The organism is Pseudomonas sp. P1_C12 (genome assembly GCF_056406435.1).
The window spans coordinates 161319-181166 of the sequence record NZ_JBFUAE010000003.1; the positions used below are offsets into that span (position 1 = coordinate 161319).

Annotated in this window: 18 protein-coding genes; 8 read left to right on the plus strand and 10 right to left on the minus strand. The window is 59.9% G+C overall.

The window, feature by feature from the left end; all coding sequences use genetic code 11:
• Nucleotides 1-94: 94 nt before the first annotated feature.
• The 5 genes from AC1D19_RS06130 to AC1D19_RS06150 form a co-directional block, all read right to left on the minus strand.
• Complete coding sequence (locus AC1D19_RS06130; protein WP_477756321.1) at nt 95-736, minus strand: helix-turn-helix transcriptional regulator; 642 nt, start codon at nt 734-736, stop codon at nt 95-97.
• 102 nt (nt 737-838) lie between these two features.
• Entirely contained in the window at nt 839-1966 is a 1128-nt protein-coding gene (locus AC1D19_RS06135) for an NAD(P)/FAD-dependent oxidoreductase (protein WP_477762678.1), read from the minus strand.
• A gap of 60 nt (nt 1967-2026) precedes the next feature.
• Nucleotides 2027-2971, minus strand: a complete 945-nt coding sequence (locus AC1D19_RS06140; protein WP_477762679.1) for an ornithine cyclodeaminase family protein — start codon at nt 2969-2971, stop codon at nt 2027-2029.
• Between the two features lie 137 nt (nt 2972-3108).
• Nucleotides 3109-4599, minus strand: a complete 1491-nt coding sequence (rhlB, locus tag AC1D19_RS06145) for an ATP-dependent RNA helicase RhlB (protein ID WP_477762680.1) — start codon at nt 4597-4599, stop codon at nt 3109-3111.
• A gap of 98 nt (nt 4600-4697) precedes the next feature.
• Nucleotides 4698-5354, minus strand: a complete 657-nt coding sequence (locus AC1D19_RS06150) for an alpha/beta hydrolase (protein ID WP_477762681.1) — start codon at nt 5352-5354, stop codon at nt 4698-4700.
• Nucleotides 5355-5821: 467 nt separating this feature from the next.
• Here AC1D19_RS06150 and AC1D19_RS06155 point away from each other — a divergent pair, with 467 nt between their 5' ends.
• The 6 genes from AC1D19_RS06155 (at nt 5822) to AC1D19_RS06180 (ending at nt 12198) form a co-directional block, all read left to right on the plus strand.
• A complete protein-coding gene (locus AC1D19_RS06155; RefSeq protein WP_008018591.1) occupies nt 5822-6853 on the plus strand; it encodes an amino acid ABC transporter substrate-binding protein in 1032 nt (343 codons plus the stop codon).
• A 65-nt stretch (nt 6854-6918) separates the two neighbouring features.
• Nucleotides 6919-8100, plus strand: coding sequence for an amino acid ABC transporter permease (locus tag AC1D19_RS06160; RefSeq protein ID WP_477762682.1), 1182 nt, complete (start codon nt 6919-6921; stop codon nt 8098-8100).
• 10 nt (nt 8101-8110) lie between these two features.
• Nucleotides 8111-9208 carry an amino acid ABC transporter permease gene (locus AC1D19_RS06165; RefSeq protein WP_477762683.1) on the plus strand — a complete coding sequence of 366 codons (1098 nt, stop codon included), beginning with the start codon at nt 8111-8113 and terminating at the stop codon, nt 9206-9208.
• Nucleotides 9209-9238: 30 nt separating this feature from the next.
• Nucleotides 9239-10003, plus strand: a complete 765-nt coding sequence (locus AC1D19_RS06170; RefSeq protein ID WP_223459741.1) for an amino acid ABC transporter ATP-binding protein — start codon at nt 9239-9241, stop codon at nt 10001-10003.
• 235 nt (nt 10004-10238) lie between these two features.
• A complete protein-coding gene (locus AC1D19_RS06175; protein ID WP_477762684.1) occupies nt 10239-10898 on the plus strand; it encodes a FadR/GntR family transcriptional regulator in 660 nt (219 codons plus the stop codon).
• Nucleotides 10888-12198 carry a CynX/NimT family MFS transporter gene (locus tag AC1D19_RS06180; RefSeq protein ID WP_477762685.1) on the plus strand — a complete coding sequence of 437 codons (1311 nt, stop codon included), beginning with the start codon at nt 10888-10890 and terminating at the stop codon, nt 12196-12198. Before AC1D19_RS06175 ends, AC1D19_RS06180 begins: the two co-directional genes overlap by 11 nt.
• A 7-nt stretch (nt 12199-12205) precedes the next feature.
• On the opposite strand, the gene AC1D19_RS06185 is transcribed toward AC1D19_RS06180, so the two are convergent.
• The 5 genes from AC1D19_RS06185 to AC1D19_RS06205 all read right to left on the minus strand — a co-directional run bounded on the left by AC1D19_RS06185 (nt 12206) and on the right by AC1D19_RS06205 (nt 18145).
• A complete protein-coding gene (locus tag AC1D19_RS06185) occupies nt 12206-12856 on the minus strand; it encodes a DUF1120 domain-containing protein (RefSeq protein WP_477762686.1) in 651 nt (216 codons plus the stop codon).
• 82 nt (nt 12857-12938) lie between these two features.
• Nucleotides 12939-13553, minus strand: coding sequence for a DUF1120 domain-containing protein (locus AC1D19_RS06190; RefSeq protein WP_477762687.1), 615 nt, complete (start codon nt 13551-13553; stop codon nt 12939-12941).
• Nucleotides 13554-13639: 86 nt separating this feature from the next.
• Nucleotides 13640-14782 carry a DUF1120 domain-containing protein gene (locus tag AC1D19_RS06195; RefSeq protein WP_477762688.1) on the minus strand — a complete coding sequence of 381 codons (1143 nt, stop codon included), beginning with the start codon at nt 14780-14782 and terminating at the stop codon, nt 13640-13642.
• Between the two features lie 10 nt (nt 14783-14792).
• A complete protein-coding gene (locus AC1D19_RS06200; protein ID WP_477762689.1) occupies nt 14793-17276 on the minus strand; it encodes a fimbria/pilus outer membrane usher protein in 2484 nt (827 codons plus the stop codon).
• Between the two features lie 140 nt (nt 17277-17416).
• Complete coding sequence (locus tag AC1D19_RS06205; RefSeq protein ID WP_477762690.1) at nt 17417-18145, minus strand: fimbria/pilus chaperone family protein; 729 nt, start codon at nt 18143-18145, stop codon at nt 17417-17419.
• A gap of 473 nt (nt 18146-18618) precedes the next feature.
• Between AC1D19_RS06205 and AC1D19_RS06210 the strand changes: the two genes are divergently transcribed.
• Entirely contained in the window at nt 18619-19245 is a 627-nt protein-coding gene (locus tag AC1D19_RS06210; RefSeq protein ID WP_477762691.1) for a response regulator, read from the plus strand.
• A gap of 120 nt (nt 19246-19365) precedes the next feature.
• Nucleotides 19366-19836, plus strand: a complete 471-nt coding sequence (locus tag AC1D19_RS06215; protein WP_477762692.1) for a nuclear transport factor 2 family protein — start codon at nt 19366-19368, stop codon at nt 19834-19836.
• Nucleotides 19837-19848 lie beyond the last annotated feature (12 nt).

A 19848-nucleotide genomic window follows, 5' to 3' on the forward strand; every position in this document is an offset into this window, starting at 1 on the left:
AGGCTCGCTCCTACAGGGTACGGTGTACACCGATCCATTGTAGGAGCGAGCCTGCTCGCGATGGCGTCGGATCAAACAACTCAAATTTCAGGGCCTAGCCCTTCAATTCCTTCAAATGCTTGTACACCGTCGCCCGGCCCATGTTCAGTACATTGGCCACGTAGTTCGATGCGCTTTTGCCCTTGAACGCGCCTTCGGCGTGCAACGCCAGCACCAGTTCACGCTTGTGGTCGCGGGTCAGCAGATTCAGGCTCAGCTGGCGTTCGCGCAGCCAGGCGTGGAGGAAGGTGTTGATCCGTTCCTGCCAGTCATCACGGAACAGTGAGTCCGGTTGCGGGATCAGCTTGGTCGGCGACAGGAACAGGTCCAGGGCGGCCTTGGCATTTTCGAACAACGAAATGTTCAGGTTGATGCACAGCACCGCCAGCGGACGACCTTCGCTGTCCCGTAGCACCGTGCTGAGGCTGCGAATCTTCTGACCATCCCAGTTGAGCTTTTCGTAAGGCCCGATGTTTCGCTCGCTGACATCGTCGCTGAGCATGTCTTCCAGCGCCGAGTCGTCGCCGATTTCCCGCTTGGACAGGTTGTTGGCGATGTAGTCGACCTTTTGCGTACGCAGGTCGTGCAGCACCACTTCAGCATGGGGAAAGAACAGTGTGGCGATGGCATCGGCGATCGCCCGGAAGTTATCCAGCGACGCAGTGTTCGGGGCCGAGTCTTTTTCGGGGGCGTTCATACGGTGGAACTCCAGGCAGCGTCAGCGCCCCATCAAAGGGGCTCTGAAAGTGTGCCGTAATCGTGTGGGCGCGTCACCTGAGGATCAGGATCAGGATCAGGATCAGCCGAGACGGGCAGGGGAGAGCATTTCGGCATTCAGGCCGAAACGGCCAAGTGACTCGGGCAGCGCTGCACCGCGCACCAGTGCCGCGCTGGCCTGGCCCATGGCTGGCGATGTCTGGATGCCATAACCGCCCTGTGCCGCGACCCAGAACAGCCCCGGTACCTGTGGATCGAAGCCGGACAGCAAGTCGCCGTCGCTGACGAAGCTGCGCAGGCCGGCCCAGGTGCGAGTCGGGCGGCGAATGGTCAGGGTCGTGGCCTCCTCGATCTGGTAGATGCCCATGGCGATGTCCAGCTCTTCGGGCTGTACGTCGTGGGGTTCGACCGGGTCGGCGTTGGCCGGCGAGCCGAGGAACATCCCGGCGTCGGGTTTCATGTAGAAGGATTCGTCGAGGCTGACCAGCATCGGCCAATGGTGGATGTCCACGCCTTCGGGGCCGGCGAAGATGAACGCGGCACGGCGTTTGGGTTGCAGGCCCAGCGGCTTGGCGCCAGCCAGTTCACCGATTTTGTCGGCCCAGGCGCCGGCGGCGTTGATGATGATCGGTGCGCTGAACGTCTGGTTGCCGGTATGGACCTGCCACGTACCTTGGTCGTCGCGGCTCAGGCTGACGACTTCGCTGTCGGTGTGCACTTCGCCCTGGTTGCGGCGGATACCGCGCAAATAGCCCTGGTGCAGGGCGTCGGTGTCGATGTCGCTGGCGGTCGGGTCGTAGATGGCGCCGTGGACCTTTTCCCGGCGCAGGATCGGCACCAGCGCGCAGGCCTCGTCGACGCCGAGCAATTGCATCTCTGGCACCGTGGTTTTTGCGCTCTGGTATTGCCTGTTCAGTTCGTCCGGGTCACCGGTCAAGTCCACGGTCATTTCGCCACGCGGGGTCAGCAGCGGGTGTTCGCAGAAACCGCTGGGCGGGTTGTCGAAAAAGTCCCGGCTGGCCAAGGTCAACGCCCGCACTTGCGGGGTGCCGTAGGCCGCGGTGTACAGCGCCGCCGAACGACCGGTGGAGTGATAGGCCGGATGGGGTTCGCGTTCGAGCACGATCACGCGGCCGTGCTGCGACAGCCAGAAACCCGTGGAAGCACCGGCAATCCCGCCGCCGATGATGATGAAATCTGCCTGGCTCATGAACGTCTCCTGTGAAGCACAATGCCGGAACTATGGTGATCCCCTGTAGGGGCCGAGGTGTCAGCGGGACAGGCGATAGATCGCATTGGCCAGCGCTATGTCTTCCAGGCCCAGACCGATGGAGCGGAAAAACACATGGCGATCGTAATCGGGTCGCAGGACTTTTTCGCTGAGCAGGTCGGGCAGGTCGCCGACAATCGCGCCCTTTTCCCAGCCGTGCTGTTCGGCGGCGATCAGCATTTCGCCGGCCGAGCCCGGGGTGGTCAGACGATAGTCGCAGAACACCTGCATGTTGTTGAGGCTTTGCGGCGGCACTTCGTGGGCACGCGGCGCGTTGGTGCTGATGGAGGTGATCAGCGCCGGTTTGCGCAGGCTTGACGGATCGATCACCGGACCGGCGGACGAGGTGCAGAGCATGATCACGTCGGCGTCCTGAACGGCAGCTTCGCGACTGTCGACGATGTTCAGGCGTGGCTCGATGTTTTTCAGCAGGCTCACGGTTTCGGCATCTTCGCTCACGCTCGGCGAGTACAGGCAGATGCTCTGCCAGTCGCGCAGGCCTTTCACGTAATGCAGGTGCGCCTGGGCCACTTTGCCGCTGCCGATGATGGCCAGGCGATTGGCTGTGAGTGGCGCGAGGGCGTCGACCGCCACGGCGGTGGTGGCCGCAGTGCGCGCGGTGGTCAGTTCTCCGGCATCGCACAGCAACAGCGGCTGGCCGGTCTGCATCGACATCAACAGCGTCCACGCTGTCACCAGCGGCCCCTGTTCACGGACGATGTACGGCGATGTCTTGATCCCGTACACGCCGTCTTCGGCCAACACGCCCAGGTAATTGATGAAGTCGCCGGCGCCCTGGGGAAATTCCACCAGTTGCTGCGCCGGTTGCACGGCTTGCCCGGCGGCCAGGTCGCGGAACAGTTTGCGCAGGATCTGCGGCACATCGACTCGCGCCAGATACTCGCGGGCCTGGGCTTGGGTAATCACTTGGGGCGTGCTGGACATGGTCGGCTCCGGGACTGGAAGTAAACTAATTTATCCATTATGGACTTTTAGTTGTAGCGAGCAAGCTCCTGTTGAAAAAAGCCGGGCGAAAAAAAAGCGCAGTCCGTTTCCGGCTGCGCTTGTTTCTGCAACGTCACTCAGTGCGGACGTTTACGCTCAACCGCCCGCAACAGGTGGGTCGGTGGCGTTTCACAGCTGATCTTGCGCCCCAGCAGTTCTTCGATGGACGGTAGCTGGTAGGAGTCGTCTTCACCGGCAAAGCTGATGGATACACCGTCGGCACCGGCACGCCCGGTACGACCGATGCGGTGCACGTAGTCGTCCGGCACTTCCGGAAGGGTGAAGTTGATCACGTGGCTGATGCCGTCGATGTGGATGCCGCGGCCGGCCACGTCGGTGGCGACCAGTACGCGGATCTTGCCTTCGCGGAAGCCTTCCAGGGTTTTTATGCGCTTGTGCTGCGGCACGTCGCCGGACAGTTGCGCGGCGTTGATGCCATCGCGCACCAGGCGTTCTTCGATGCGTCGCACTTCATCCTTGCGGTTGGCGAACACGATCACCCGCTCCCAACCATTGTCGTTGACCAGGTTGTAGAGCAGTTTGTATTTGTCGGCACCGGCCACCGCGTAGATGTGCTGCTCGACGTTTTCGCTGGCCACGTTCTGCGCTTCGATCTCGACGATCGACGGGTCGGTGGTCCATTGCTTGGCCAGGTTCATCACGTCTTCGGTGAAGGTCGCGGAGAACAGCAGCGTCTGACGCTCGGACTTCGGTGGCGTCTGGCGAATGATCTGGCGCACTTGCGGGATGAAGCCCATGTCGAGCATGCGGTCGGCTTCGTCCAGCACCATCACTTCGACCATGTCCAGATGCACGTCGCCGCGCTGGTTGAAGTCCAGCAGACGGCCCGGTGTGGCCACGAGGATGTCGCAGTGGCGGGCTTCGAGGTGCTTGAGTTGCTTGTCGAAGTCCATGCCACCGACGAACGTCATGACGTTGAGGCCGGTGTACTTGGTCAGGTCGGCGGCGTCCTTGGCGATCTGCACCACCAGTTCGCGGGTCGGTGCGATGATCAGCGCCCGCGGCTCACCCATGTAGCGCTCTTTCGGCGGCGGGGTTTGCAGCAGCTGGGTGATGATCGAGATCAGGAACGCAGCGGTTTTGCCGGTACCGGTCTGGGCGCGGCCGATGGCGTCTTTGCCCGCGAGGGTGAAGCCCAGCACTTGGGCCTGGATCGGCGTGCAATACGGGAAGCCCAGGTCCTGGATGGCGTGCATCAGCTCGGGGGCGAGTTTGAAATCGTGGAAGCGGGTTTTGCCTTCCTGGGGCTCGACAACGAAGTCTTCGAGTTTCCATGGGATGACCGGCGCCTTGGGCTTGGGTTCGCGGCGCGGTTTGGCGGGTTTCGGCGTTTCGCTGAGCGGCTGCTCCGGGGCTGTTATCGCCGCAGGCTGGGCAGATATTGCGGTCTTCGGCTCATGCTTGGGTGCCGCGGTGGTGGCGGCCCGTTCAGACTGATTACCGTCGGTGCGGTGGCCGGGAGCGTGAGACGCAGGGCTGGGAACTGGCGCGAGTTGCTCAGTCTCGCTTTTACCGAACATTTTCTTGAGTGCTTTGAGCACGGTCATCTCATCAATTGATTAAGGAATGTACGCCGGCCAGTGTAATGCAAGAAACGGGCGCGGCGTAGGGGGATGGATCAAAGGGCGCTTTTAATCCTGAACGCTCAGCGCAAGCGCTCGGCGAACCAGGTGCCGATGTCGCGAATTTCTTCGGGTAACACTTCGTGACCCATTGGGTATTCCTGCCATGTCACGGTGACACCACGCAGCTTCAAATGCTCATAGGCGCTGCGTCCCATCGAGTTTTGCACCACGTCGTCATACTGGCCGTGCATCGTCAGCACCGGAATGCGCTGCTGGCTGGCGGACAACTCCAGTTCATCGCTGAAGGTCGGTGCATAAGTAGAAAGGGCAACTACGCCACCCAGTGGTCCCTGCCACTTCAGAAACGCGGTGTGGAATACCACGGCACCGCCCTGGGAAAAACCTGCCAGGAAAATCCGCGAGGCGTCTATTCCGCAGGCTCGCTGCACCTCAATCAATTCGATGATCCAGTTGGCAGACTCTTCAAGTTGTTCGCGATTGATCGCGCGCGCCGGGCTCATGGCCAATATGTCGTACCAGCTCGGCATCTCGTAACCGCCATTGATGGTCACGGCGCGGCTCGGTGCCTGGGGCAAAACGAAGCGGGTGCTCAGCAGGCTTTCCTGTAGCGCTTCGGCCACCGGCAGGAAGTCATAGCGGTCGGCGCCCAGGCCATGCAGCCAGATGACGCAGGCGTCTGCGGTCTTGACGGGTTCAAGAATCAAGGGGTTGGTCATGGCTGCTCCAATGTTGTGCGTGCGCGCTCATCAAGTGCGTGATCCAAGTGCGCGTCAGGTTGATCCGTTAAGAAGATGTCGCAAGGGTACAAGTTTTGCTATTGACCTGCAGTTGAAGCGCTTTGGCAGGCGGTGTGGTACGGGCTTTGCTATGGAGAAACGGTGCAACACATCTCGCGCCCGGCGGTAACACTATCAGTGTACTGCCGACTGTGGGATAGCAATGAATCCGGTGATGGATGTTCGCCAAGGGCCGGTACGGGGCTTCGCGAACGTGAAAGGGCTACAGCCCGTTCGGCCGACTGGTGAGAGTGAGTTTTCCATGACGTGGATTTTCTCCTAATAGACTCATAGCTAACGTCTTACGTCGGTTGACCCCAAAAAAAGCCAACACGGGTCGACTACGCCTCAAAAGGGTGCGACTGGACTCACGCTCCGACACAACAAGAGCAAAACTGGAGGTTTGAATGAAGATGTTGAAATCCACCCTGGCTATCGTGACTGCAGCCGCGGTACTCGGTGTCAGCGGGTTTGCCCAGGCGGGCGCAACCCTGGATGCAGTGATGAAGAAAGGTTTCGTGCAGTGTGGCGTCAGCGATGGCTTGCCAGGCTTCTCGGTTCCGGATTCCACCGGCAAGATCGTGGGTATCGATGCTGACTACTGCCGCGCAGTAGCGGCGGCTGTCTTCGGCGACGCGACCAAGGTCAAGTTCAGCCAGTTGAACGCCAAGGAGCGCTTCACCGCGCTGCAATCCGGCGAAATCGACATCCTGTCGCGCAACACCACCATGACCAGCTCCCGTGACGCGGGCATGGGCCTGAAATTCCCGGGCTTCATCACCTACTACGACGGCATCGGCTTCCTGGTAAACAACAAGTTGGGCGTCAAGAGCGCCAAGGAACTGGACGGTGCAACCATCTGCATCCAGGCCGGTACTACCACCGAACTGAACGTTTCCGACTACTTCCGCGGCAACGGCCTGAAATACACCCCGATCACGTTCGACACCTCCGACGAAAGCGCCAAGTCGCTGGAATCCGGTCGTTGCGACGTACTGACCTCCGACAAATCCCAGCTGTTCGCCCAACGCAGCAAGCTGGCTTCGCCGAAGGACTACGTGGTTCTGCCGGAAACCATTTCCAAGGAACCTCTGGGCCCGGTCGTGCGTAATGGCGACGACGAGTGGTTGGCCATCGTACGCTGGACTGGCTACGCCATGCTCAACGCTGAAGAGGCCGGCATCACTTCGAAGAACGTCGAAGCCGAAGCCAAGGGCACCAAGAACCCGGACGTTGCCCGTCTGCTGGGTACCGACGGTGAATACGGCAAAGACCTGAAAGTGAAGAAAGACTGGGTCGTGCAGATCATCAAGCAAGTGGGTAACTACGGCGAAGTGTTCGAGAAAAACCTCGGCAAGAGCACTCCGCTGGAAATCGACCGCGGGCTGAACGCTCTGTGGAACGCTGGCGGCATTCAATACGCACCACCAGTGCGCTGATGGTTCTATCACCCGGTGGGCCAACCACCGGGTGATGTTCTGTTCCATTATTTGCGGGGCACTTCATGCAAAATTCAATCGGCGCACCAAAGCAGAGGCTCAGCCTCAGCGATCCGAAAGTGCGTGCGTGGCTATTTCAGATCATCACCATTGTCGCGGTGGTCTCGATGGGCTGGTATCTGTTCGATAACACCCAGACCAACCTTCAGCACCGGGGCATCACCTCCGGTTTCGACTTTCTGGAGCGCAGTGCCGGTTTCGGCATCGCTCAACACCTGATCGACTACAGCGAATCGGACACCTATGCCCGAGTGTTTGTTATCGGCCTGCTCAACACGCTGCTGGTGACCTTCATCGGCGTGATCCTGGCGACGATCCTCGGGTTCATCGTCGGCGTGTCACGGCTGTCGAAGAACTGGATCATCAGCAAGGTAGCGACGGTGTATGTGGAAGTCTTCCGCAATATTCCGCCACTGCTGCAAATCCTGTTCTGGTACTTCGCGGTGTTCCTGACTATGCCGGGGCCGCGCAACAGCCATAACTTCGGCGACACCTTTTTCGTCAGTAGCCGCGGCCTGAACATGCCGGCCGCCATGATGGCGGACGGGTTCTGGCCGTTTGTGGCGAGCATTGTGGTGGCCATCGTCGCCATCGTGCTGATGAGCCGCTGGGCGACCAAGCGCTTCGAAGCCACCGGTGTGCCGTTCCACAAGTTCTGGGTGGGCCTGGCGATGTTTCTGGTGATCCCTGCGCTGTGCGCGCTGATCTTCGGCGCGCCACTGCACTGGGAAATGCCGAAACTGCAAGGCTTCAACTTCATCGGTGGCTGGGTGCTGATCCCGGAACTGCTGGCGCTGACCCTGGCCCTGACCGTGTACACCGCGGCGTTTATCGCCGAGATCGTGCGCTCGGGCATCAAGTCGGTCAGCCACGGCCAAACCGAAGCGGCGCACTCGCTCGGCCTGCGCAACGGTCCGACCCTGCGCAAGGTGATCATCCCGCAAGCCCTGCGCGTGATCATTCCACCGCTGACCAGCCAGTACCTGAACCTGGCGAAGAACTCCTCGCTGGCGGCCGGTATCGGTTATCCGGAAATGGTCTCGCTGTTCGCCGGGACCGTGCTGAACCAGACCGGGCAGGCGATCGAGGTGATTGCCATCACCATGAGCGTGTACCTGGCGATCAGTATCAGCATTTCCCTGCTGATGAACTGGTACAACAAGCGCATTGCGCTGATCGAGCGGTAAGGAAAAGCGCATGAGCACTCATACTTTCAAACCTGACATGCCTCCACCGGGCCGCAGCATCGGTGTGGTGGCGTGGATGCGCGCGAACATGTTCTCCAGCTGGCTCAACACCCTGCTGACCCTGTTTGCGTTCTACCTGATCTACCTGGTGGTGCCGCCGATCCTGCACTGGGCCATCCTCGATGCCAACTGGGTGGGCACCACCCGCGCCGACTGCACCAAGGAAGGCGCCTGCTGGGTGTTCATCCAGCAGCGTTTCGGCCAGTTCATGTACGGCTACTACCCACCGGAACTGCGCTGGCGCGTGGACCTGACGGTGTGGCTGGCAATCGTCGGCGTGGCGCCGTTGTTCATCTCGCGCTTTCACCATAAAGCGGTGTACGGGCTGGGCTTCCTGGTGCTGTACCCGATCTTTGCCTACTTCCTGCTGAATGGCGGCATTTTTGGCCTGACCAGCGTGGCGACCAGCCAATGGGGCGGCCTGATGCTGACCCTGGTGATCGCCACCGTCGGCATCGCCGGTGCGCTGCCGCTGGGGATTGTCCTGGCCCTCGGTCGTCGTTCGAACATGCCGGCGATTCGCGTGGTCTGCGTGACCTTCATCGAGTTCTGGCGCGGCGTGCCGTTGATCACGGTGCTGTTCATGTCCTCGGTGATGCTGCCGTTGTTCCTGCCTGAAGGCATGAACTTCGACAAACTGCTGCGGGCGCTGATCGGCGTGATCCTGTTCCAGTCGGCCTACGTGGCCGAGGTGGTGCGCGGTGGTCTGCAAGCGATTCCCAAGGGGCAGTACGAAGCGGCTGCGGCGATGGGGCTGGGCTACTGGCGCAGCATGGGCCTGGTGATTCTGCCGCAAGCCCTGAAGCTGGTGATCCCCGGCATCGTCAACACCTTCATTGCGCTGTTCAAGGACACTAGCCTGGTGATCATCATCGGCCTGTTCGACCTGCTCAACAGCGTCAAGCAAGCCGCCGCCGATCCGAAATGGCTGGGCATGGCCACTGAAGGCTATGTGTTCGCCGCCCTGGTGTTCTGGATTTTCTGTTTTGGTATGTCGCGCTATTCCATGCATCTGGAACGCAAGCTCGACACTGGCCACAAGCGCTGAAGCGCCGTACCTAATTTAGGAAGTTCTTTTATGAGCGAAGCAATCAAGCAGCCTGTGAGCCCTGAAGGCATTATTCAGATGCAGGGCGTGAACAAGTGGTACGGTCAGTTCCACGTGTTGAAAGACATCAACCTCAACGTCAAGCAGGGCGAGCGTATCGTGCTGTGCGGCCCGTCGGGTTCCGGCAAGTCCACCACCATCCGCTGTCTCAACCGTCTGGAAGAACACCAGCAGGGCCGCATCGTGGTCGATGGCGTGGAACTGACCAACGACCTCAAGCAGATCGAGGCGATTCGCCGTGAAGTCGGCATGGTGTTCCAGCACTTCAACCTGTTCCCGCACCTGACCATTTTGCAGAACTGCACCCTGGCGCCGATGTGGGTGCGCAAGATGCCCAAGCGCAAGGCCGAGGAAATTGCCATGCACTACCTGGAACGCGTACGCATTCCGGAGCAGGCGCATAAATTCCCGGGGCAACTGTCCGGCGGTCAGCAGCAGCGTGTGGCGATCGCCCGCGCGCTGTGCATGAAGCCGAAAATCATGCTGTTCGACGAACCGACCTCGGCACTCGACCCGGAGATGGTGAAAGAGGTACTGGACACCATGATCGGCCTGGCCGAAGACGGCATGACCATGCTCTGCGTGACCCACGAAATGGGCTTCGCCCGCACCGTGGCCAACCGCGTGATTTTCATGGACAAGGGCGAAATCGTCGAACAGGCTGCACCGAACGACTTCTTCGACAAGCCGCAGAATGAACGCACCAAGCTGTTCCTGAGCCAGATCCTGCATTGATCGAACCCAGGCACTGAAATAAACCCGGACTGAGTTCCGGGTTTATTTTTGTCTGCGGTTTTGTGTCCATCCAGGTAGGAGCTGCCGAAGGCTGCGATCTTTTGATTTTGTTTTTAAAACGCGAAGATCAAGAGATCGCAGCCTGCGGCAGCTCCTACGGGGGGTTGTGTGGGTAGCTTAACCTGACTAACATGTCAGAAAATTCATCCTATGATTGGATGAGAGGGCGAATTCCATGTCTGAAATCTCTCCATTGGTAAAACGATCCCTGGTCGATCAGGCCCTCGACCAACTGCGCCTGCGTATCAACCAAGGCGTTTGGGTAGTGGGCCAGCGCTTGCCCACCGAGCCTGAGTTGTCCGCCGAGCTGGGCATCAGCCGCAACACCGTGCGCGAAGCCATGCGTGTGTTGGCGTTTTCCGGGTTGATCGAGATCCGTCAGGGCGATGGTAGTTACCTGCGGGCGGTGGTCGATCCGCTGGACACGCTCAAGGCGTTGTCCCGTTGTTCGCTTGAACAGGCTCGCGAGACCCGGCACATCCTCGAAGTCGAGGCCATAGGCCTGGCAGCCATGCGCCGTACCAATGAAGACCTGGTTGCATTGCGCGAGGCGCTGGGTGTCAGCGGTAGCCACTACCACGGCGATCTCGACACCTACATCGCCTGCGATCTGGTGTTTCACCGCCGCTTGGTGGACGCCGCGCATAACCCGACCCTCAGCGAGTTGTACCGCTATTTCTCCAGCATCGTCGGCGCGCAGTTGCGCCAGACCCTGAGCGTCGTCCCGCGCCGCCAGGAAGTGTTCGACCTGCACATCGAGTTGCTCGATGCCGTCGAACAACGCGACCCGGAGCGGGCTAAAGCCCTGTCGAGGCAGTTGATCAATGAACCTTGAAACCGAGAAGTCCATGCACCGCAGTGATTTATCCACAGCCTCAAAACGCTCGGCAGAGCTGGAAGAGCTGCTGATCGATGCCGAGGCCGATGACGAACAGGTCCAGCAAACCCACCCGGTTCTGCGCCGGCCGTGGCTGTTGCTGCTGGGGCTGATTCTGGTGGCGCTGAACCTGCGCCCGGCGCTGTCGAGCATGGCGCCGATGCTCAGCGAAGTGTCGAAGTCCCTCGGCTTGTCGGCATCTGCTGCGGGATTGCTGACCACGTTGCCGGTGCTTTGTCTTGGCCTGTTTGCGCCCTTGGCACCCGTGCTGGCGCGGCGATTTGGTGCGGAGCGGGTGGTGCTGGGCATTCTTCTGACTCTGGCGGGCGGGATCATCCTGCGCAGTTCTTTTGGCGAGATGGGATTGTTTGCCGGCAGCGTGCTCGCCGGTGCCAGCATCGGTGTGATCGGGGTGTTGCTGCCGGGCATCGTCAAACGCGACTTCCCGAAACAGGCCGGGACCATGACCGGCGTCTACACCATGGCCCTGTGTCTGGGCGCGGCGATGGCGGCGGGTGCGACCGTGCCGCTCAGTGAGCATTTCGACAAGAGCTGGGCGCTGGGTCTCGGCATCTGGGTCATTCCGGCATTAGCGGCGGCGCTGTTCTGGTTGCCGCAAGTCGGCCAGAAACACGGCGCGCACAACGTCGCCTATCGCGTTCGGGGATTGCTGCGCGATCCGCTGGCCTGGCAAGTGACCTTGTACATGGGCCTGCAATCGTCCCTGGCCTACATCGTGTTCGGCTGGTTGCCGTCGATCCTGATCGGTCGCGGCCTGACTCCGACCCAGGCCGGGCTGGTGCTGTCGGGTTCGGTGATCGTTCAACTGGTCAGCTCCCTCGCCGCGCCATGGCTGGCAACGCGCGGCAAGGATCAGCGGCTGGCGATTGTGATCGTGATGGCCCTGACGCTCGGCGGTCTGTTCGGCTGTCTTTACGCCCCGATTGAAGGTCTGTGGGGCTGGGCGATCGTGCTCGGGCTGGGGCAGGGCGCCACGTTCAGCCTGGCGTTGACCCTGATCGTGTTGCGCTCGCGGGACTCCCATGTCGCGGCGAACCTGTCGAGCATGGCCCAGGGCTTCGGTTACACCCTGGCGTCCATGGGGCCGTTTGCGGTCGGCATCGTGCATGACTGGACCGGCGGCTGGACGGCCGTGGGCTGGATTTTTGGCGTCATTGGCCTGGGGGCGATCATCGCCGGTCTCGGTGCCGGGCGGGCGCTGTATGTGCAGGTCAGCAGTGGGAAAATTCAACCGTGACGGACACCTATAAATAGACAACCTCCAGGGTCGCCGAGCCATCAAGTGTGGCATCGTCACTCAAGTCCAGCGTTGAGGTGGGTGCAATGACCGTGACGAGCGTGACCCGACTGCTCAGGTTCTGAATCGCGACAGGACCTGCGGTGCTGCCCGCCACATGGGTAAAGCCCAGATAGCTTTTTGCGGCAATCGGTATGGGGCTCGACCTGGATGGACTCCATGCCCGCCCTCCAGTGGTGGAGTCGGTTCGATAGACTTCAGGCCAAGCGTCCACTACGGTGCTGGCGGGATCGAAGTGCAACGAATAAAGACCGATCTTGTTGTCGCTGCGGTCGAAATTCAGGCCGTAATAGATCTCACTGTTGACGATGGCCGAGCCTTCCCGGTTGTCCCGCATGATCAACGCGAAACGGGCCGCAGCGTTGCAACTGATGTTGAGGTCAAGGAATTGGTCACGCAGTTGCGTCCTTTTGTCTACGTTCAGGTCCTGCCGGGATATTTTTCCGTAGTCGACAAGACCGTTATTGGAAAAAATCGGGGTGCAGGCGACCGGGGTGATGATGCCGTTGACAGTCATATCGGCGGTAGATGCGGCCAGGGCGCAAGTCGTCGTGCTCAGCAACAGTGCTGTGGTCAGGGAGATAGGGATACGCTTCATCGGTAAATTCCTTTTTGAGAAGAAGGTATAGGTGCTGAACCGCCCGTTCCTTCAGGCAGCGAACGGTTCAGCGCCTTGGTCCTTAGAGGTATTTCACTTCGAACGTCGCGGAGCCATCAATGGTGACTTCTTCGGTCAGGGTCAGTGAGTCGGCGCGGGCGATGTAGGTCTCGACCTCAAAATCAAAGGTGACAACTTCAGCTGCAATCGGTGCGGTGCCGCCAGTAGTGGCAACGGACAAGAGATATCCCGCTTGAGCATCGGTTGCTTTCACCCAGGTTGATCCGCCGTCGTCTGATTTGATTGCATCCAGCGAAGTTGCCCCGTCTTTGACTTGCATGACTTTGGGGAAAAAGAAGCCCAACTTTTCGTTGTCAGGGGTCAGACCAAGGCCAAACCAATCACCCGAAGATGTGCCGTCTTTATTGTCAATTGGATTCAGTGCGAACTTGGCTGAAGCATCACAGGTTACGACCAGTTGAATTGGATGTGTCCCAACCAGGGTGTTCTTGTCCAAATTAAGGTCCCCTGACGAGATCTTGCCAATATCAATGACACCGCCGCCGGAGAAGGTCGGCGTGCAAGCGACAGGTGTGATAATGCCTGTAACCGTCAGGTCAGTGCTCGACGCTGCGAGCGCAAAAGGCGCGGCACTGATCAGTGCTGTTGTGGTGAGTGCTGCGAAGTACTTTTTCATGGATGAAACTTCCTTACTACTGTTGTTGACCTTGAATGGCCCAGAGCGCGTGATTGCACCTGGGCTTCAACAAGGCAGGGTGAGTGTTACGGGTAAAGCATTTCGATCGTCGCTGAGCCGTCGAGGTGAACGGCGGTGCTCAGGTCCAGACTCGCTGTGGGAGCAATGACGGCATCGACCGTCACCGTGGTTGTGAGGTTCTGGATCGAGGCGGGCCCTGCGGTGCTGGCGGCGCTGTCGGTAAAGCCCAGGTAGCTTTTCCGGGCGATCGGTATGGGGTTCGAACTGGAGGTGCTCCAGGCCACGCCCTGGGTGGTGGAGTCGGTTCGATACACGCGAGCAAAGCTGTCGGCGCTGGCGTTGGCGGGATCGACATTCAGTGAGTACAGGCCGATCTTGTTGCTGCGGTTATCCAGTCCCAGCCCGTAGTAAATCTCGCTGTTGACCGTCGCCGTGCCTGAGCGGTTGTCATGCATGACCAGGGCAAATTGTGCCGGGGCGTCGCAGCCAACCCGCAGGGTTAATTCCTTGGGTGGCAATCGGGTGTTCCTGTCAGGGTTCAGGTCGTTTTTCGATAACCGACCGAAATCCACCAGGCCGCCATTGGACAGTTCCACGTTGCACGCGGCGGGCGCAAAACTGGCGCGCTGGGTTATCTCCCTTGAGCGGCCCGTAGCGACCGCATCGAACAGACCGGTGGTTTCCCAGACAACGGCGTCACGCACCTGCAACGCTTTTTCCTGCGCCCAGGCTGTCAGTTCCAGTTGCGCCGACAGACTTTGCCCCTGCACAGCCACACCGCCCCGAACCGGAACGATCGCTTGCTGCGGTCGCCAAAGCAGACTCGAAGCGGCGGCTTCGGGTACCTGGCCGACGGCGGAAATCAGGCCCAGGTCCACCGGTTGCCCATCGAGTACCGCGTCACTCATGCGCACGGCATAGGTGCCGTGTTCGGCAAAGCGAAAGCGTTCGGCGGTCGCGGCCATGGCGCGGTAGAACAGAGTCATGTCGGTGGGTTGTGGGCAGCTCAGGTTCAGACTCAGGCGGCGCTCGCCCAGGGTTCGCTCTGCGGAGCCATTGGCGCGTATAGCCCTATTCGTCAAACCGTAATCGAGTACCGGCTGACTCAGGGCGAGCTGGCATTCATCGGTGAGCGCCCAGGCCTGTGGCGCAAGTCCGCTCAACATCAAGGTGCCGAGTGTTAACAGCAAAGGGTGGGACAGCTTCATAGGATCATCCTTAAAGAGTCCGGCACTGGGCGGCGGCGGTCTCGTAATACACCTGGGTGTTGGCCTTGGTCGGCAGTTCGAAACGCAGTTCGCAGCGCTCCAGCCCCGGTGCGGTTATCCACAGGTCAGGGGTGTCCAGGGCGTTGGGCAGAAACACCAATCCCCCTTCTTGAGCGAGCGTGACGAACTCGCCGTTTGCAGTGCTGACCGTCGCGCCACGGGGCAGGGGGGCACCGTTGTCGGTGGTGACTTTGAGCAAGGCACGGCGGGTCAACGTGACACCGAATTCAACCTTGTCGACGGCTCCGCGCCCGGCCCAAACCATGGCCAGTCCGTTGTTGATGTCGAGGTTGCGTGGCAGCGAGCGGGTGTCGACTTCTACCGGGCTGCGACCGTAGGCGCTCACTTGAGGAACCACGGCGTGACCTTGCCAATCGGTCCATACCGGACCACTGGGGGTCGAGACTTTGATGGCGCTCGTATCGCCTACCGAAAGCAGCGCGAAAGTGTCACGCACGGGATACGGCGATAACGTCAAACCGTCGCCGTGCAACACGGCGCCGCCACGCGCGCCAACCTGGTAGCTGGAGTGTTCGGCATCGGAGCGGGTGTAGCTCAAATCCAATTGGCTGTAGCGCGGCAGCAGGGAAACCCCCGCCGAGGACTGCACTTGTTTGTCTCGTGTGTCGTGCTCAACACCGACCCGGTAACTCAACTGGTCGTTGACCTGTTCGTTCAAGCCGACACCGCTGCGGTATTCGCCAGCGGAACTGCGTACCCAAGTGCGCGCCCGACGATTTTCACCCAGCGGAATACTGAAACTCAGGTAAACGCTGTCGTCACTGCGTTGGGTGCCATTGACTTGCCATTGTGCCGTGGCTGACACCGACACGCCGCCGATCTGGGTGCCCCAGGACGCCAGCGCGCGGCTGCTGTTCTGTCCGTCGAATGTCGTTGAACGATTGAAGCCGCTGCTGAACGCGCCAAGTCCTGGGTATGACCAGGCCAGCGACAGGCTTTGCCGATCACGGTAACGCGACTGGCTACGTTCCGACTGGGTGTCGAACACGGCCTCGGACAGTTCGCGATAGCCGAAGGTCCGGTGCGAAGTTCCGGCATTGATCGACCACTGCTCACCCAGGCGTTGCGAAATATTCAGGTCGGCCTGTAGCCCTCTGTCGGCTTGGCGGGTGCTGGTGTCGGCCGCTTGCAGGGTGGTCTGGATCTGTGTGCCGGGCCCCGTCAGCAGGCCAAGACCTGCGCCCGCTGCACGATAGTCGGCGGTCCCCGTGGCGCCGGCGCTGAGCAGGGCATACGGGTTGAGTGCTCCGCTCCAGCCGCCGCTGATCACCCATGGGTCGCCGCTCTGTGCCGCGCCGAGACTGCGTACCTGGCCTGCGGCCAACGAAAAGCCGGGAGCCGGCAGGCCAACGCCGAGCATGGCGACGGGGACCGTGAAGCGTTGCTCGCTGCCATCCGCTTCCTTGACGGTGACTTCAACATCGGAGCGACTGTCGAGCCGACGCACGTTACTCAGGGAAAACGGCCCGGCCGGCACCACTGTCGAGTGGATCAGCGAACCGTTCTGGCGAATTTCGACCTGAGCCTGGCTGCGAGCAATCCCTTCGACGGGATTGCTTTGGCCTTCGACCTGAAGCGCCTGCTCGGTCATCACCTGGACGCCAGTGATCTGCGCGCCAGCCAGTACCGGGTTGTAGAGATTGACCTGACCCATTTGAAGCACCGTCTCATGGCTGGCAAAGGTGCGCTGGGCATAGGCCGCCAGGTGAGTGGTGCTGGACACATCGTTCTGCCAGGTCTGCACCTGACGACTGCGCACAATCCAGTCGCCGGCATTGAACCCGACTTCGGTATTGGCCGAGAGGTAACGGTTCGATTGATTGCCATATTGGTTGTGGAGGCTGTTGACGTCGTAATTGAACAACCCGGCGATACCGCCGGTTTGATAACCCGAGATATCCCGGACCGCCGGACGTATCGCCTGGGTGGGCACGATCAATGACAGGCCGAGGTTGGCCGGGTCTTGTTCGATTCGGGTTTGCGACCAGGTGGCGAGGACATCGAAACAGCCTTTGTCGTTGGCCGGGGTGGGGGGCACAGTCAGGTTTGCCGCATCGAGCAGGGCACGGTCAAAGCACAAGTCGCCTTCGCGGTTGAACGTGACGTCCACCCGGCCACGGCGCATACCATTGACTATGAGGGTGATCGGATGTCGGCCGGCGGTGAAGTTCGGAGCGGCCAGCAGCAGGGTTGCAAGGCCTGGGTCGATACCGCGTTGTGTCAGCATCTTCTGGTCGAACGAAGTCTGCAACGAAGCGTCATTGAGATCTTCGGCGTAGGCGTCGGTCCCCATCACTACATTGCTTAGCAGCAACACCATGCCGGTACGAAGTCGCGACAGATGAGGGAGTTTGCGGATCGCCCGAATCGCAGGCATGGCTTCGCCATCACGGTATTTCAATACGGTGTTCATGAGGTTCACTTGGGGTTTGCCTGTGTGCTGGCCTATTCCGCTACGGCTTCAGACCTGCATGTAGCGACGGAAAAACAGGCCGTCACCTTGAAGTATTGGCGCCAGCTATTCCCTGAACGGCGCTATCGGTGGTGTCAGTTTCAGGGGGCGAGCAGCGCGTCATAGGGAGGCACGGCAAAGCCATAGACGGTCGCGGGATGAATTCGAACCTGGGTGGCAGCCTTTACGGGGACCGGAACGCTGATGTGGTCTCCAGGCAGTACGTAGGTTCGCGGTAGCATTGCACCGCTCCCGGAAGGCAACAGTTGCACTTCCTGAGCCAGACGTACGACATAAGGTGTTTCGTTGCGTACGGTCAGATGACCATCCTGCAGCGACCATTTCAGGTTGGTCCATGGTGTGCGGTTGGGCGCCAGGCCTGCGGGGTGAAGGATGACCGGAAGGTTCTGGCGCACCGTCACGCCGACACGGGCATGCCCGGCTTCGGGAGCAGATTTGCCTTGTGGGATGCCTTCAAAAATCACCCGCTTCAAACGCTGGGTGAGCAGGGGCTTTTCTGATTGCAGGATGAAGCGCACCAACTGCGTCCTGGAGGCTTCAACGCGTGCCAAGGGGGGCGTCACGAACACCAAAGGCTCGGTGTCTTCGGGAATGTCTTCGAGGGTGACGTGCAGCAGCGCCAGGCTGCTATCGGTATTGGTTACAGAGACAGCGGTTTCCCCGTTGGCTTCATTGACGATGACCACTGAAGTATCGGGCACCATGCCGTCGGCGTGGACCTGTGCGGTCCATAACAGAGCGCAGGCACCGATACCCGTATGGGTCAAACGGCGCACTTGCTTCAACAATATTGTCTTGATGTCTCTCATTGAAATTCCCGGATAAAAGACCGTTGGCATGGCTCGCGATACAGGTAGCGCAGGGATTGCGTGAGTAAGAATGCAGCGCGCAGGGTCATTGGCGTCTTGTTCACGTATTCGATAGTCAGGCAGAGAGTGAGCGCAGTTCTTTACGGCTACGGCCGGACTGCTTGGCAGGCGACAATTTATCGAGCAGGCGGAGCGGGAGGAATGCAACTAGTACGAAAAGAGAGGGGGGTATGTATGAAAGGGTGTTGCGGACTACGTAACGTTTTCTAACGAGGAATCCTTTGGTTGTAATCCTCATGCGTAGTCTTCAGCGCGCTGCAATGTAGGAACCATCTGTTTGTTAGATGGGCAAAGAGTCAGCTCATTGAATACATTGAGGGGGCGACGTTAGAGGTTTTTTCGGGGCGTTGTGGAATGGGTAAGAACGGCGCTATTTTCCGCGCCTTCGCGCCACAAGCAGGAGGTATCCCACAATGCGAGTCGTTATTGCTGACGACCATTCCGTCGTTCGTGTCGGGCTGCGCATACTCATCAACGCCAGTCGACGATGTGTGATCGTCGGTGAGGCCGACAGTGTCGACAGCCTGATGAATCTGCTTTCAAGCACGCCCTGCGACCTGCTGATCACGGATTTCTCCATGCCGGGGGGGCAGCAGGCCGATGGCTTGAAAATGTTGAGTACGATTCAACGCCGTTACCCGGCCTTGCCGATCATTCTGGTGACGATGTTTACCAGTGTGGCGACAGCAAGGGCTGCGTTGGCTCAAGGGGTGATGGCCGTCGTCGCCAAAACCGCATCGGCGACTGAGTTGCCCCTGGCAATCAATGCGGTGCAGGCAGGGCGCCGCTACCTCAGCGAGTCCCTGCGCACACTGCTGGCCAACACCCGCAATCAGCTGCACGAATCGCCACTGTCAGCCAAGGAGCACGAAGTGGTTCGAATGCTCGCCAGTGGCATGACCGTCAGCGAAATCGCCATTCATTTCAATCGCAGCGTGTCGACCATCAGTAAACAAAAGAACATGGCCATGCACCGGCTGGGTATTTCCACGGATGTTGATCTTTTTTCCTACGCCCGGGACAACGGAATGTCGTACTGAAATGACAGGAATAATCATCGCGTTATTTTCGTCATGAATGCCGATAGTGTTCGATGCATTTGCAGACTATCGTGCAGGCAATCTTTCGAAGCCATTATGCAAATCCTGGGGAATCCGCAAATGAGTGAAGCCCATAGCGTTTTGATCACCCGTTTCTACCAGGCTTTCCAGCGCCTGGATGCCGAAGCCATGGCTGCCTGCTACACCGATGATGTGGTGTTCAGCGACCCGGCGTTCGGTGAGCTTCGCGGTCGCGATGCCGGTGACATGTGGCGCATGCTGACCACTCGGGCCAAGGATTTTTCCCTGACCTTCGATCATGTTCACGCCGATGAGCGCACCGGTGGTGCCCATTGGGTCGCGACCTATCTGTTCAGCCAGACCGGCAACACCGTGGTCAACGATATCCAGGCGCGTTTCGTCTTTCGTGATGGCAAGATCTGCGAGCATCATGACCGTTTTGATCTGTGGGCCTGGTCGCGTCAGGCGCTGGGTTTCAAAGGTCTGTTGCTGGGTTGGACGCCACTGGTGCGCAACGCCGTTCGCGCCCAGGCATTGAAGGGGCTGAAGGCATTCCAGGCCAGTCGCTGATAAAATCGCGGC